The 14,753-nt window shown below is 54.7% G+C and carries 13 protein-coding genes; 6 read left to right on the forward strand and 7 right to left on the reverse strand.

Going from position 1 to position 14,753, the window contains the following annotated elements; translation table 11 throughout:
• Positions 1-5: 5 nt before the first annotated feature.
• The gene (locus tag ACTJI7_RS01085; protein WP_182035571.1) at positions 6-1,631 is read left to right on the forward strand and encodes an alpha-amylase family protein; all 1,626 of its coding nucleotides are present in this window, start codon (positions 6-8) and stop codon (positions 1,629-1,631) included.
• Here ACTJI7_RS01085 and ACTJI7_RS01090 read toward each other — a convergent pair whose 3' ends face one another.
• The 4 genes from ACTJI7_RS01090 to ACTJI7_RS01105 are packed head-to-tail and all read right to left on the reverse strand — an operon-like array spanning position 1,632 to position 4,125.
• Positions 1,632-2,618, reverse strand: coding sequence for an SDR family oxidoreductase (locus ACTJI7_RS01090; RefSeq protein WP_048999539.1), 987 nt, complete (start codon positions 2,616-2,618; stop codon positions 1,632-1,634). It lies immediately after the preceding gene.
• A 17-nt stretch (positions 2,619-2,635) separates the two neighbouring features.
• Positions 2,636-3,154 carry a 2-oxo-tetronate isomerase gene (locus ACTJI7_RS01095; RefSeq protein WP_047368522.1) on the reverse strand — a complete coding sequence of 173 codons (519 nt, stop codon included), beginning with the start codon at positions 3,152-3,154 and terminating at the stop codon, positions 2,636-2,638.
• Positions 3,155-3,165: 11 nt separating this feature from the next.
• Positions 3,166-3,612, reverse strand: coding sequence for a DUF421 domain-containing protein (locus ACTJI7_RS01100; RefSeq protein WP_028013100.1), 447 nt, complete (start codon positions 3,610-3,612; stop codon positions 3,166-3,168).
• A gap of 9 nt (positions 3,613-3,621) precedes the next feature.
• Entirely contained in the window at positions 3,622-4,125 is a 504-nt protein-coding gene (locus tag ACTJI7_RS01105; protein ID WP_041912012.1) for a hypothetical protein, read from the reverse strand.
• 139 nt (positions 4,126-4,264) lie between these two features.
• Between ACTJI7_RS01105 and ACTJI7_RS01110 the strand changes: the two genes are divergently transcribed.
• The 4 genes from ACTJI7_RS01110 to ACTJI7_RS01125 all read left to right on the forward strand — a co-directional run bounded on the left by ACTJI7_RS01110 (position 4,265) and on the right by ACTJI7_RS01125 (position 9,346).
• Entirely contained in the window at positions 4,265-4,654 is a 390-nt protein-coding gene (locus ACTJI7_RS01110) for a YdeI family stress tolerance OB fold protein (RefSeq protein ID WP_008502282.1), read from the forward strand.
• A 64-nt stretch (positions 4,655-4,718) separates the two neighbouring features.
• Entirely contained in the window at positions 4,719-5,603 is an 885-nt protein-coding gene (locus ACTJI7_RS01115; RefSeq protein ID WP_063942489.1) for an SDR family oxidoreductase, read from the forward strand.
• A 182-nt stretch (positions 5,604-5,785) separates the two neighbouring features.
• Positions 5,786-6,709, forward strand: coding sequence for a LysR substrate-binding domain-containing protein (locus tag ACTJI7_RS01120; RefSeq protein WP_041910066.1), 924 nt, complete (start codon positions 5,786-5,788; stop codon positions 6,707-6,709).
• Positions 6,710-6,964: 255 nt separating this feature from the next.
• The gene (locus ACTJI7_RS01125) at positions 6,965-9,346 is read left to right on the forward strand and encodes a glucose/quinate/shikimate family membrane-bound PQQ-dependent dehydrogenase (RefSeq protein WP_440669522.1); all 2,382 of its coding nucleotides are present in this window, start codon (positions 6,965-6,967) and stop codon (positions 9,344-9,346) included.
• A gap of 76 nt (positions 9,347-9,422) precedes the next feature.
• Here ACTJI7_RS01125 and ACTJI7_RS01130 read toward each other — a convergent pair whose 3' ends face one another.
• The 3 genes from ACTJI7_RS01130 to ACTJI7_RS01140 all read right to left on the reverse strand — a co-directional run bounded on the left by ACTJI7_RS01130 (position 9,423) and on the right by ACTJI7_RS01140 (position 12,703).
• On the reverse strand, positions 9,423-11,117 hold the full coding sequence (locus ACTJI7_RS01130) for a methyl-accepting chemotaxis protein (protein WP_192979226.1): 1,695 nt from the start codon (positions 11,115-11,117) through the stop codon (positions 9,423-9,425).
• 160 nt (positions 11,118-11,277) lie between these two features.
• Complete coding sequence (locus tag ACTJI7_RS01135) at positions 11,278-12,396, reverse strand: S-(hydroxymethyl)glutathione dehydrogenase/class III alcohol dehydrogenase (RefSeq protein WP_440670031.1); 1,119 nt, start codon at positions 12,394-12,396, stop codon at positions 11,278-11,280.
• A gap of 31 nt (positions 12,397-12,427) precedes the next feature.
• Positions 12,428-12,703 carry a metal/formaldehyde-sensitive transcriptional repressor gene (locus tag ACTJI7_RS01140; protein WP_028013093.1) on the reverse strand — a complete coding sequence of 92 codons (276 nt, stop codon included), beginning with the start codon at positions 12,701-12,703 and terminating at the stop codon, positions 12,428-12,430.
• Between the two features lie 204 nt (positions 12,704-12,907).
• Here ACTJI7_RS01140 and ACTJI7_RS01145 point away from each other — a divergent pair, with 204 nt between their 5' ends.
• Positions 12,908-14,698: an LTA synthase family protein gene (locus tag ACTJI7_RS01145; RefSeq protein ID WP_063154023.1), complete on the forward strand. Its 1,791-nt coding sequence runs from the start codon at positions 12,908-12,910 to the stop codon at positions 14,696-14,698.
• Positions 14,699-14,753 lie beyond the last annotated feature (55 nt).

Raw genomic sequence — 14,753 nt, forward strand, 5'->3', positions numbered from 1 at the left:
ACGCTATGACGGACTGGCATACACGGGCCATTATCTACCAGATTGATACCGCGCTTTTTTACGATATGAACGGCGATGGCTGCGGGGACATCGCCGGGATCGCGTCCAAGCTGCGCTATATTCGTCGCATGGGGGCGACGGTTATCTGGATCACCCCGTTTTACCTCACGCCCTTTCTCGATGAGGGCTACGACGTCAGCGACCATCTGCAGGTGGATCCCCGCTTCGGAAAACTGGCCGATATCATCGCCTTTATCGAACAGGCCCGGGAGCTGGGCATGCAGGTTATTATTGAGCTGCTGATCCAGCACACCTCGGACGCCCATCCCTGGTTCCAGCAGGCCCGCCGCAGCCCCGCCTCGCCCTATCGCGATTACTATATCTGGTCGGATAACGACGACGACGATACGCCCCCCATGTTTCCCGGCGTGGAAAAGAGCGTCTGGAGCTGGGACGACGAGGCGGGACAGTATTACCGACACATGTTCTACCGCCACGAGCCGGACCTGAACCTGACCTCGCCCGCCGTGCTTAAGGAGATTGAGAATATTATCCTCTTCTGGCTCAAGCTGGGGGTATCGGGATTTCGGCTGGATGCCGCATCACACCTCACGAAGCAGGCGGGCAGCGGTGACGAGAAAAAGGGCCTGTGGATCCTGGAGCACATGCGCCGTCTTATCGAACAGCGTAATCCGGACGCGATCCTGCTCGGCGAAGTGGACGTAGACGTTGAGGTTTATAAAGACTATTTCGGCAATAACGACCGCCTGCATCTGGTGCTCAACTTCTGGCTCAACAAGTATTTCTACGTCAGCCTGGCCAGAAAAAGCGCCCGCCCGCTGCGCAACGCGGTGAAGAAGATGATCGTCCCGCCAGATTCATGCTGTTTTGCCAACTGGCTGCGCAACCATGACGAGCTGGATCTGGAAGGGATTAGCCAGAAAGATAAACAGTTCGTGCTCGACACCTTCGCCCCTGACGAGGAGATGAACGTCTATCAGCGTGGGATCCGCCGACGTCTGGCCCCGATGCTGAATGGCGATCCAAAGCGGCTGGCGTTCTGCCACGCGGTGCTCTTTTCCCTGCCGGGCGTCCCGGTGATGCGCTACGGGGATGAGATCGGCATGGGTGATGACCTTGAACTGGAGGAGCGCTACGCCGTTCGCACCCCAATGCAGTGGGCGGGTTCACAGGGCGGTGGTTTTTCGGCGGCCGATCCTGAAAAATTTATTGCGCCGATAATCGACCACGGGCCCTACCGCTATCAGAAAATCAACGTCGCCGATTCGCTGCTCCACCGCAACTCACTCCTGCACCGGATTATTGATATTGCCAATACCCGCTCGGAGTTCCCCGAAATTGCCGTGGCGCCCTTTCGCCTCATCACCCTCAATCATGACGCGGTGCTGGGGATCTATTACGAGACCGACGAGCGCAGCATTCTGACCTTCGTAAACTTCAGCGACCAGCCGGTGCAGTTCACCGCCAGAGGGATCCGCAACGCCACCTGGACCGCCTGCCTCGCGGACAAACGCTACGACGACGCGCTGGTTTGCGGCAAAACCGTCGAACTCAGTATTGGCGCCTACGGCTACCGCTGGTTCTGGACGCACCGCAGCGCGCTGCGCTGATTAGCGTTTCCGGCAGGTTATCAGACGCGTCAGCATAATCCCCGCCACCGCGAGGGCCCCCAGCGCCACCTTGCCCGGCATACCTGAGGTGACGGAAGTAGCGCGGTTCTTCGCTTCGTCGGTAAAACGACCATGGATTTTGTGCAGGTCGTCAATCGGCTGGTCGAGATAGTCCCGCCGATCCGCTGCGTTCAGATCGTCGGTCATCTGGCCTTCCCAGGCTTTTTTTACCATCAGACGGTCAAGGTAGCCCGGAAAGAAGAATTGCCCAACGATGGACTGGATAGTGCTGCTGCCCACCCACAGCTCGCGCACCGGTTTCTGCGCAACCTTAAAGATGGCGCTGGCGGCCACTTCAGGCTCAAAGACCGGCGGCACCGGTCGCATCGCCCAGGCGAACTTATTCCTTGCCCATTCGAACTGCGGCGTATTGAGTCCCGGCATCTGCACCATGGAAAGCTGAACCCGGCTGTTCTCGTGCATCAGCTCCGTGCGCACCGCATCGGTGAATCCGCGGATCGCCGCTTTGGCCCCGCAGTAGGCCGACTGCAAAGGGATGGAACGGTAGGCCAGTGCGGACCCCACCTGAATAATCACCCCCCTGTCGCGGGGTACCATCAGCTCCAGCGCGGCGCGGGTGCCGTTAACAAATCCGAGATAGGTAACATCTGTCACGCGACGAAACTCATCCGGCGTCAGGGTACGAAACGGCGCCAGCACGGCCCCCATCGCATTGTTGACCCAGACATCAATCGCCCCGAGGCGATACTCGATCTCGTTAGCCGCATCCACCACCGCCTGGCTGTCGGCGACGTCCGCCTGCACCGCGTGGGCATTAACGCCGAAGCGGCGCAGCTCTTCCTGGGTGGAGTGCAGGCTGGCTTCATCGCGGGCGATAAGCCCCACATCGTAACCTGCCTTTGCAAATTTCAGCGCCGTGGCTTTTCCCACGCCCGCCGTCCCGCCGGTAATCACTATGACCGCCATAGAACCTCCGCGTGAATTTAGCCGTTATTGCCGTCCGACAATGTTGTCACCAGTTCAGCGAGCGAAAATTGCACCGCTTTTTCCACCACATCCTGGCAGTCGCCGGAGAAAAGGACGGTGCGGGTTTTCGTCTCACCGCAGATATTCCAGGCAAAGCAGACCGTTCCCGCCGCCGTGCCGTCATCGCCTCCTTCCGGGCCCGCGTAGCCGCTGATGGCGATGCTGATATCCGCCTGGGCAATGTCGCGGATGCTGGCGGCCATCTCGGTCACCGTCTGTTCACTGACGGCGGTATAGCGCGCCAGCGTCTCCTGACGCACGCCGAGGATCCGCGATTTGGCTTCATCGCTGAACACAACCAGCCCGACGTCATAAAAATCGGCCGTGTTTTCCTCTGCACACAGCGCCACCGAGAGCTTTCCTCCCGTGCAGGATTCCGCGGTGGTTAAGCGCAGCCCGGCATCGGTTAATTTACTCGCCAGCTTTTTGGTGAGTTCACTCACGGTATAATGACTGTCGTGTAAAAGATTGCTCATCTTGCCGCCTCTTATTTTTCAACAGGAATGATTGAAATATGTCCATTGCGCTCAAGTATGGCATATTTAATTTCGCTAAGTTCTGTAATGCCATTATTTTGACGCGCTGACACCAGAATATCATCACAAGATACGTCGACTTTTTTTAGCTTATCCGCTAATGGAACGCCATTCTCAACCAGAATCACAGGGGTCCCATCAAGAATATTCTCCACCGGGGAAAAATATTTCTTCATCAGGCCAAATATAATGTCAACGACCACCAGCGTGGTAATGGTAATCATTGCACCGGTAACGGAGAAATCCTGCCCCAAAAGCGCCTGTTGCGTCGCCTCACTAATAATTAAGAGGAGGATGAGATCAAAGCTGGTCATCTGCAGCAGCGCCCGTCGCCCTGCCACTTTAAATACCACCACGAGAAACAGATAAATCGCCAGCGCGCGAAAGACCATATCCATATCAGCCTCCTAGGGATAAATAAATTGCCAAAGGTTAATCTCCGGCTCGTTGTTGACGCGGATGACGGTGTTCCATTTACCGGCTCTGGAAGGTGTCGTGAAGTATAAAACAGAGAAGTTGTCTGATTTTTGCAGGTCGTCATAGACCAAATAGAGGGTTTTGCCGTGGCTATACATTTTGTCTGGCTGCGGCCAGACGCTGCCGGGCTCGTACACGTCGCTGCTGTCGGTGGTCAGGCTGAGGGTATAGCTGCCCTCCGTCTTCACCGGGAAGGTGACCTGCATTCTTGACTCCGTCTCCCGCCGGCCGAAGCGTTCATAGTTTATGCTCAATGAGTTAGCGGAATTGGTTTTGGCCGTATCGCTCACCATCCCGCTGGAAAACAGACCAGCAACCGCTGCGATGATAATAGCCAGGAGGACCACAAAACCCACCTGGCGAAATGAATATTCAAACCTCAACAAGCGATAACTCTCATCTATCCCGGGTAACTTTTCATTTTCATGCTTCATAGTCGTTGTCACCGTTTCGCTTATTTCAAGATAGTTTTGATTTCCAAAGAGAATGTTTTTAAGACTTATCACATTTGCCACATAAAGGAATAGCAACAATACTTAATATGTCAAGACACTCCAAAATGAAGGATATCAGATGAAATTATCACTTATTTCCGCTTTTTTGATATTTCTGGTTCCAGCTGCATGGGCAGATAATAACGGCGGGTTACAAAAAGGTGAAGCACCGCCACCGCCCCACGCGCTGGACAGCGGATATCGTGGAACCGACGACGCGCGTATTATGACCATCGATCAGGCAAAACAATTGCACGATGGCGCGACAATTTCATTGCGCGGTAATCTTATTGACGGTAGCGGCGATAAGTTTGTATTCCAGGATAAAACCGGAAAAATCGACGTTATTATTCCCCAGGCAGTCTTCGACGGCAGAACGGTAAAACCCGATCAGATGATCAGTATCAACGGTTCGCTTGATAAAAAATCATCGCCTGCCGTCGTTCGTGTTGATCGTTTGCAGAAATAATTCAGCGAAGCGTTAACGCTGCAACTATCCATCAAATCTCACCCCTTGGCTTAAGGAGTCAGCTATGAGTGATACTACACAACGTACGAACGCTTACCCGAAACCTCCGTTCCCGGAACAGCCGCAAACGCCGCCGGGACTGGCGTCTGAAATGCAGCCTGTACCCGACCACGGTGAAACAAGCTATAAAGGGCATGGCCGCCTTGCCGGCAAAAAAGCGCTGATCACCGGTGGTGACTCCGGGATTGGTCGCGCAGTGGCTATCGCCTACGCCCGTGAAGGGGCAGACGTCGCCATCAACTATCTGCCTGAAGAAGAGAAAGATGCCGCCGAGGTCATCGACCTGATCAAAGCGGAAGGCCGCAAGGCCATCGCGCTGCCCGGAGACGTCCGGGACGAAACCTTTTGCCAGAATCTGGTCGAAGAAGCCGTTTCGAAGCTGGGCGGACTGGATATTCTGGTCAACAACGCAGGCCGTCAGCAGTTCCGGGAATCCCTTGAAGAGCTGACCACCGAAGATTTTGACGCGACGTTTAAAACCAACGTTTACGCCCCCTTCTGGATCACCAAGGCCGCCCTGCGCCACCTGAAAGCGTCGTCCGTGATCATTAACACTTCCTCCGTTCAGGCGGTGAAGCCCAGCCCCGTACTGCTGGACTACGCCCAGACGAAGGCCTGTCTGGCGGTGTTTACCAAATCCTTAGCCAAACAGTTGGGTCCGAAAGGCATTCGCGTCAACGCGGTCGCCCCCGGCCCGTACTGGACGGTACTCCAGTCCAGCGGCGGCCAGCCGATGGAGAAAGTGAAGGAGTTCGGGGGGGATACCCCGCTGGGTCGTCCGGGACAGCCCGTCGAGATTGCCCCGCTGTACGTCACGCTGGCCTCGAATGAGTGTTCCTTTACCTCCGGTCAGGTATGGTGTTCTGACGGCGGCGACGGCGTGATCTAAACCGGTTTGAAGTTTATCCCTCCGCAGTGAGCAATAAATGAACAAGGACGTTCATCACCCACCTCGCCTGAAAAACATGTTGTAACTCAAACAGATCAAATGTTAAAAATATTTTGCTATCAAGTTATCAAAATTAAACAACTTAACTTGTCACCCGCATCGCTCTGTTTTTAACATCGCCTATGGAAAAAAATGGTCTGTTCAGTCAGCGCATACGCTTGCGCCATTTGCATACATTTGTGGCCGTCGCTCAACAGGGAACGCTGGGGCGCGCGGCTGAAACTCTTAACCTGAGCCAGCCCGCGCTCTCAAAAACCCTTAACGAGCTGGAACAGCTGACCGGCGCCCGTCTATTTGACCGCGGTCGGCTGGGGGCACAGCTGACTCTGGTGGGCGAACAGTTCCTGACGCACGCCGTGAAGGTTCTTGATGCGCTCAACACCGCAGGCCAGTCCCTGCACCGAAAAGAAGAGCACACCAGCGAGGTGGTGCGCGTCGGCGCCCTGCCAACCGCGGCGCTGGGGATCCTACCGCCCGTTATTGGTCAGTTCCACAAGCAGCAGCGAAATACCACTATTCAGGTTGCCACCATGAATAACACCATGCTGCTCGCGGGGCTGAAATCGGGTGAGCTTGATCTCGGTATCGGTCGAATGTCCGACCCCGAGCTGATGGGCGGTCTCAATTATGAACTGCTGTTCCTGGAATCCCTGAAGCTGGTGGTTCGACCCGATCATCCCCTGCTGCAGGACACGGTGACGTTAAGCCGGGTGATGGAGTGGCCGGTGGTGGTTTGCCCGAAAGGGACCGTCCCGCGCCAGGCCGCCGAAACCTTGCTGCAGATGCAGGGGTGTACGCTACCCTCAGGGTGCATCGAAACGCTTTCGGCTTCTCTTTCGCGCCAGCTTACCCTGGATTATGACTACGTCTGGTTCGTCCCCTCCGGTGCGGTAAAAGATGATTTGCGTCAGGGCACGCTGACCGCCCTGCCGATCGCCTCCCCGGGGGCGGGTGAACCCATCGGTATTTTGACCCGGGTAGATACTCCCCTTTCCACGGGCGCACAAACGCTGCTGAGCGCTATCCGTAAATCTATGCCTGTCTGATTCCCTTCAACCCTCACCCAGTTCCCTCTCCCTGTGGGAGAGGGAACTGGGCTGTGCGTTAATCAAATAATGCGGAATGATCCATTAACAATTGCGTAAAACAAATTAACAGTTTTATCATAACGGCGGATTCACCATTTGGTTCGCGAATCGTTATATAAACAAGAATTCACTCGTTTTAATCATTGCTCTCCCCGCATTTATTATCCAGATGGTACACACCCGGCAATGCGGAGAGATTCAAAGGAGACAGAAATGGCATTTGGCAGCGCGCCGCGCGGGATACCTCGTATTTTGCAGTGGCTCCTTGCCGGACTGATGTTGCTCATCGGTCTGGCGGTCGGCGGGTTGGGCTTCAAGCTCGCCGCCGTAGGCGGAAGTTTTTACTTCGTGATAATGGGCGTGGTGATGGTCATTGCCGCGCTACTGATTTTCCTCAATCGCAGCAGCGGGATCGTGCTTTACGGCATCGCGTTTATTGCCTCGCTGTTCTGGGCGGTAAGCGATGCGGGCTGGGATTTCTGGCCGCTCTTCTCGCGCCTGTTCACCTTTGCCGTACTGGCCTTCCTCTGCGCCATCGTCTGGCCGTTCCTGCGCGCGGCCAACCGCGGCGCAGCGAATAAAGCCCCGGCTTATGGCGTTGCGGCGGTTCTCGCACTGGCGATGCTGGTCAGCCTCGGCTGGATGTTTAAGCCGCAAACCCTCGTGGCGGCGAACGAGCCCGTTCCGGTGAAACCCGTTGCTCCCGGCGAACAGCAGAAAAACTGGGAACACTGGGGCAACACCACCCACGGCGACCGCTTCGCCGCGCTGGACCAGATTAACAAGCAAAACATCAGCGATCTGAAAGTCGCCTGGGTGGCGCACACCGGGGATATTCCGCAGAGCAATGGCTCCGGTGCAGAAGATCAGAACACGCCATTGCAGATTGGCGACACGCTCTATGTCTGCACGCCGTACAGTAAAGTGCTGGCGCTGGACGTGGATTCCGGGAAAGAAAAATGGCGTTATGATTCGAAAGCCACCGCCCCGAACTGGCAGCGTTGCCGTGGTCTGGGCTACTTTGAAGATCATGCAAACGTGACAGCGTCACAGACCGGGACGTCGCCAGCGGCATGCCCTCGCCGCCTGTTCCTGCCGACCACCGATGCCCGTCTGATTGCCATTAATGCGGATAATGGCAAGCTCTGCGACGACTTTGGCGACCATGGCACCGTTGACCTGAGCATCGGCATGGGTGAGATCAAGCCGGGCTATTATCAGCAGACCTCCACGCCGCTGGTGGCCGGAAACGTTGTTGTCGTCGGCGGTCGCGTCGCGGATAACTACTCTACCGGCGAGCCGCCGGGCGTGGTGCGCGCCTACGACGTTCATACCGGTAAGCTCGCCTGGGCGTGGGATCCGGGTAACCCGAACCTGACCGGCCTGCCGCCGGAAGGTCAGACCTACACGCGCGGCACGCCGAACGTCTGGTCTGCGATGTCTTACGACGCTAAGCTGAACCTGATCTACCTGCCAACCGGCAACGCCACCCCCGACTTCTGGGCGGGCGAGCGTACCCTACTGGACGATAAATACAGCTCCTCCATCGTCGCCGTCGACGCCGCCACCGGACAGGTGCGCTGGCATTTCCAGACCACCCACCACGACCTGTGGGACTTCGACCTGCCTTCCCAGCCACTGCTGTACGACCTGCCGGACGGCAAAGGCGGCACCACGCCTGTACTGGTGCAGACCAGCAAGCAGGGCATGATCTTTATGCTCAACCGTGAAACCGGCAAGCCGGTGGCGAAGGTCGAGGAACGTCCAGTTCCGGCGGGTAACGTTGAAGGTGAACGCTACTCTCCGACCCAGCCGTACTCCGTGGGCATGCCGATGATTGGCAACCAGACGTTAACCGAGTCCGACATGTGGGGGGCGACGCCTGTCGACCTGCTTCTGTGCCGCATTCAGTTTAAAGAGATGCGTCATCAGGGCGTCTTCACCCCGCCGGGTCTCGACCGTTCCCTGCAGTTCCCCGGCTCGCTCGGCGGGATGAACTGGGGCAGCGTCTCCGTTGACCCGAACAACAGCCTGATGTTCGTCAACGATATGCGTCTGGGGCTGGCAAACTACATGGTGCCGCGCGCGAACGTCGCGAAAAACGCCAGCGGCATTGAGATGGGGATTGTCCCGATGGACGGCACGCCGTTCGGCGCAATGCGCGAGCGCTTCCTGTCGCCGCTGGGCATTCCGTGCCAGAAGCCGCCGTTCGGAACCATGTCGGCCGTTGACCTGAAAACCGGCAAGCTGGTGTGGCAGGTACCGGTTGGTACCGTGGAAGATACCGGCCCGCTGGGCATTCGCATGCACATGCCAATCCCAATCGGGATGCCAACGCTGGGCGCGTCGTTGTCAACCCAGTCCGGCCTGCTGTTCTTCGCCGGCACCCAGGATTTCTACCTGCGCGCGTATGATACCGCCACCGGGAAAGAGATCTGGAAGGACCGCCTGCCGGTCGGCAGCCAGTCCGGCCCGATGACCTACGTCTCGCCGAAAACCGGTAAGCAGTACATCGTCATTAACGCCGGGGGCGCTCGCCAGTCGCCGGATCGCGGTGATTACGTTATCGCGTACGCGTTACCCGATAAGCAGTAACGGATGAAAAAAGGGACCGAAAGGTCCCTTTTTTGTCGGTCGGGTAAGCGAAGCGCCACCCGACACGGCCGGCGACTCAGAACGTTTCCCAGTTATCACCGTTATTCGCTACCGCCGGACGTAGTGCAGCAGGTTTTACTGCCGCAGAGTTCTGCTGTTGAGTACGCCCCTGAGCCTTACCGCTCAGACGAAACGCCCCGACCGCCTCTGTCAGACGCGCGCCCTGTTCCTCCAGCGACGCGGCCGCCGCGGAGGCCTCTTCCACCAGCGAGGCGTTCTGCTGGGTCACTTTATCCATCTCCGAAATAGCCTGGCTGACCTGCACGATACCGCGGCTCTGCTCGTCAGACGCAGCGGCAATCTCCAGCATAATGTCGGTGACGCGCTTCACCGCCTCGACGATCTCATTCATGGTATTGCCTGCGGCAACGACTTCACCGGAACCCTGGTCTATCAGCGAGACCGATTCGTTGATCAGGCTTTCGATCTCTTTTGCGGCGTTGGCGCTGCGGCTTGCAAGGGTACGAACTTCACTGGCCACCACGGCGAACCCGCGTCCCTGCTCGCCCGCCCGCGCCGCTTCTACCGCCGCGTTAAGCGCCAGGATGTTGGTCTGGAAGGCGATGCTGTTGATCACCGCGGTAATCTCAGAGATTTTCTTCGAACTGCTTGAGATATTGCCCATAGTTTTGACCACACCGGAGACCATCTGGCCGCCGCGGCTGGCTTTCCCGGAGGCATCTTCCGCCAGCTTGCTGGCATGATGGGCGTTATCGGCGTTCTGCTTCACCGTCGCGGTCAGCTGCTCCATGCTGGCGGCAGTCTGCTCAATCGCCGCGGCCTGCTGCTCGGTGCGTGATGAGAGATCGGTGTTACCGGCAGAGATCTCGCTTGTACCCCGGTAGATCTCCTCCGCTCCCTGACGGACGGTGCCGACCGTTGTTTCAAGGGAGTGCTGCATGGTTTGCAGATCGCGCGTCAGGCGGCCAATTTCGCTGCGTCCGGCCAAGTCGTCCGGCATCGTCAGGTCGCCTTTGGCGATATTCTCGATACGTTTCGCTGCACGCTGCAGCGGATTAATGACCGTGCGGCGGAGCACGACGAAGGTCATCGCGGTCAGCACCAGCGCCAGCGCAAACGCGCCCACCATAAACATCAGGCCCAGCTGCGTGCGGCTGTGCGCCTGCGCCGTCAGCGCATTGGCGCGGTCGGTGCGGATCTTAATCGCCTTCAGCAGAACGGTGTTGTAAGCGTCGTCCAGCGGGCGCGCGGTCTCATTTTCGTGGTTGATGATCGCCTCGAACATGCCGTTTTTGGCAAATTTGACCATCGGCTGGAGGCCCGCGATATAGGCGTCGTAGCGTGCCTTCAGGTCTGCATCCAGCGCTTCGTCCGCAGCGCTACGGACGGAACGATGCATATAGGCGGTAAAGCTATCCTGGGACTGCTTAATGCGCGTTTCCGCCTCACGGATGTTCTGCTTCATGGCCTCCATCTCCGCGATACGGCTTGCCGCGCCGGCGTGGATCATATTTATACGCGCGGTGCGCAGATGGTTTGAGCTGTTCGACAGCCCCATACGCACCTGAATTTCGGACGTAACGTCCTGCTGATCGTTGTCGGCCTGTAGCAGGAAATACCCCGCCAGACCCGAACTCAAGGCAAACAGCAGAATAATGCCACCGAGAATGGAGGAAAACAGCGGAACCAGCCTGATGTGATGCAGGAAGCTCAGCTTGCGCTGCGCCTGCATCGAAGAAGTGTTGTCCATGACCGTCGACTCTCTTATAGGTAAGATGCGCAAAAACACGCCTGTTAGATAGTCATCGGCACGGCAGAGATTTAGATTACGGCTAAAAACGCCGCACTGGTCACACTTTAGAGAAGATTATTAAAGAAATGCCAGCGGCTAAAAACCGCTGGCAGAAGAGTTACTTGTCGCCGAAATGAATGACGGTGCGGATGGATTTTCCTTCGTGCATCAGATCGAACGCCTCGTTGATCTGCTCCAGTGGCAAACGGTGGGTAATGAACGGGTCGAGCTGTATTTTACCGACCATCGCGTCTTCCACCATGCCGGGAAGCTGGGTACGCCCCTTCACGCCGCCAAACGCGGAGCCGCGCCAGACGCGTCCGGTCACCAGCTGGAATGGACGGGTTTTGATCTCCTGTCCTGCCCCGGCCACGCCGATGATGATGCTCTCACCCCAGCCCTTGTGGCAGCATTCCAGCGCAGAACGCATTACGTTGACGTTGCCGATACACTCGAAGCTGAAGTCCACGCCGCCGTCGGTCATCTCAACGATGACGTCCTGAATCGGTTTCTCGTGATCTTTCGGGTTCACGAAATCGGTCACGCCCATTTCACCCGCCAGCTTGAATTTTTCCGGGTTGGTATCGACCGCGATGATACGCCCGGCCTTCGCCTGCACCGCACCCTGAATCACTGCCAGACCAATGCCGCCGAGACCAAACACCGCCACGGTGTCGCCCTCTTTGACTTTTGCCGTGTTATGCACCGCGCCAATGCCGGTGGTTACGCCGCAGCCCAGCAGGCAGACTTTATCCAGCGGCGCCTGCGGGTTGACCTTCGCCAGCGAGATCTCCGCGCAAACGGTGTATTCGCTGAAGGTACTGGTACCCATGTAGTGATAGATTGGCTCACCGTTGTAGGAGAAACGGGTGGTGCCGTCCGGCATCAGCCCTTTCCCCTGAGTGGCGCGCACGGCCTGGCAGAGGTTAGTTTTGCCGGATTTACAGAACTTACACTCGCCGCATTCCGCCGTGTACAGCGGGATAACGTGATCGCCTGGCTTCAGGCTGGTCACGCCCTCGCCCACTTCCACCACAATCCCGCCGCCTTCATGACCCAGCACCGCCGGGAAGACGCCTTCCGGATCGTCACCGGAGAGAGTAAATGCATCGGTATGGCACACGCCGGTATGGGTGATTTTGATCAGCACTTCGCCTTTTTTCGGCGGTGCGACGTCGATGTCGACGATTTTCAGCGGCTGGCCGGGGCCAAATGCAACAGCTGCGCGAGATTTCATCATGTCTTCCCTTTTTGTCAGGTGTGTGGATTTATTTTAGATAAGAGCGCAGCAAATGGCCGACTTCCGCCATGCGTACGGCTCGCTGATCCGGCGTTGTGTCTCCCGTCACCAGCTCGTCTTTGAGATGTATTTCAACCATTTCGCCCATCAGGCCATTGGCAGCGCCGCGCACGGCGGCAATTTGCTGCAGGATGGCCAGACAGGGGTCGCCCGACTCCAGCGCGCGTTCAAGGGCATCAACCTGGCCCCGAATGCGGCGGACGCGCGTCAGAATACGTTTTTTATCTTCGGGTGAGTGCGGCATATGCCCTCCTGATACTGTAGGGGGGTATAGTAACATTTTTATTCTTAATCTGTAAACATTATGTTTACAAGGGTGATAAACATGTTCAACAGGCTGTGTTGGACATAAAGCGACGTTAACTCCCCATACGGTCCCCCCCGCCAGGTAATGACACATCTAAGAATTGCATGATATAATCAGAATTATTCATTTTAAGGCCCCAGCATGAACGTGCTCTTTAAAACTACGTCTCTCATCTCAAATAACTATCGCAAAAAATTCACGTCATCATTACTCGATTTCTTTTTCATTATTGTTTTTTTCATATTAGCTATCGCTGAAATTAAAAACCCCGCACCATTACCAAATTATTTATATTCTTTAATACATTATCTATGGCTTGCCAGTCCACTGCCTTTAGCCTATATCTTTCTCCGATTGGTAAAACTACCATCATTCGTTTCAGCCTATGTTGTTTTTTTACTCTTAAAACTGCTTGAATACATCAGTGGCATCAAGCTATCACTCACGGGTGAAGTGCTGTCCTGGAATGATTTGTTTTCTCAATCCAACATAACCATTGCAAAACATTACCTGACAGCCTGGCCAGTACTCTTGCTTTTCCTCGCAATTTCATTGTGTGTTATTTTATATTTTATCAGTAGGACATTTTACACAACAAAGAAAAACACCATTGTACTTGCCATCAGTTTTATCATCATATTACCATTTTCCTTTTATACTCACTTCAGCTCTCTCTTTGGCGAAGATAGCATTTTCTCCCGGAAAATGATATTATTAGCTAAGGAAATGAATGTCACTTATAAATCCTGGAATTGGCCTGAAAACCTGCAGGATAATGGAATGGCAATGCATGTCGTGATGACCAGTTCTCGAAAATCTGCACCTTTAGCCAGTAAAAACAATAAAGATACGTACAATCTTGAAAAGCGCGCAGGGAGTGCGGAATTACCAAAACATAAAACAGTTATTTACGTCCTGTGCGAATCATGCTGGTATGACAATGCCAACTTCAAAGAAATTATCACCCCAATATTAAATGAAGGTTTTGTTACGTTTCGAGCAACTTCACCCGTTTATGGCGGAGGTACTGCGAATGTTGAATTTGAAATGCTCACCGGCTTCCCCAGTAATTCAAGGGTATTATCTGGCATAATTTATCAAGAATATGCGACACAGTTCAAATCGCATACCGATTCCATTGCCAGCGCTCTGGGCGATAAAGGCTTTATCACCTATGCCGCACACAATTATTTAAAAGAGTTTTGGCACAGGGATACTGTTTATAAAAAATTTGGCTTTGAACGCTTCGATGGCCTTTATGAAATGTCGACTATAAGCCTGCCTGACCAAATTGTGGCAGGCAGAAAAAAATGGCAATGGCAACCCGATGATTACCTGCTTTACAAGTCAGCCATTGAACATTTAAAAAAAGCTGACGGAAAGAACATTTTCATGAATTTAATTACCATGTCAACACATGGCCCGTACCCTCATGAGAACGACTCAGGCGAGTACATCTATACCTTCGAATTGAAACAAGCAGTTGACCGCTTTGTTGACTTCTACAAGGAAGTAAAAGAAATAGATCCGAATGCCGTTGTTGTTGTTTATGGCGATCATAAGCCTGCACTGAATAAATTTTTCATGAACAGGAATGTTCTGCCACCCAATCTTTTCAGCAAAACAGGTGAAAATGACAATGATTTTGTATTTAAATGGGATATCAAACCGACAGATTACGGCGATGTCCCGGTGTTTGTCGCTGCGGGCAATGATAAAAACTTAGAAAAACTTGCTCAGGAAGCGAATAATCAACCCTATTTTTGCGTTTCATCTCTTATTGATAAATATTTAATTAATTCCGGACTAACAAGCTTCAGATATAACGTTAAAAATCGTTGTTTTGACACAAGTCATTCGTATGAAGAAAAAATCAATGCGATGCCATCATGGGTATATTCGATGGCACTATTCGAAGGCGATGAAAAATGATGTTTAAAGTGGCAATGAATATACCGGCATACTGATATCAAACAGGTTTTACAGC

Source organism: Enterobacter sp. 22499 (assembly GCF_052044815.1).
GTDB classification, from domain to species: domain Bacteria; phylum Pseudomonadota; class Gammaproteobacteria; order Enterobacterales; family Enterobacteriaceae; genus Enterobacter; species Enterobacter bugandensis.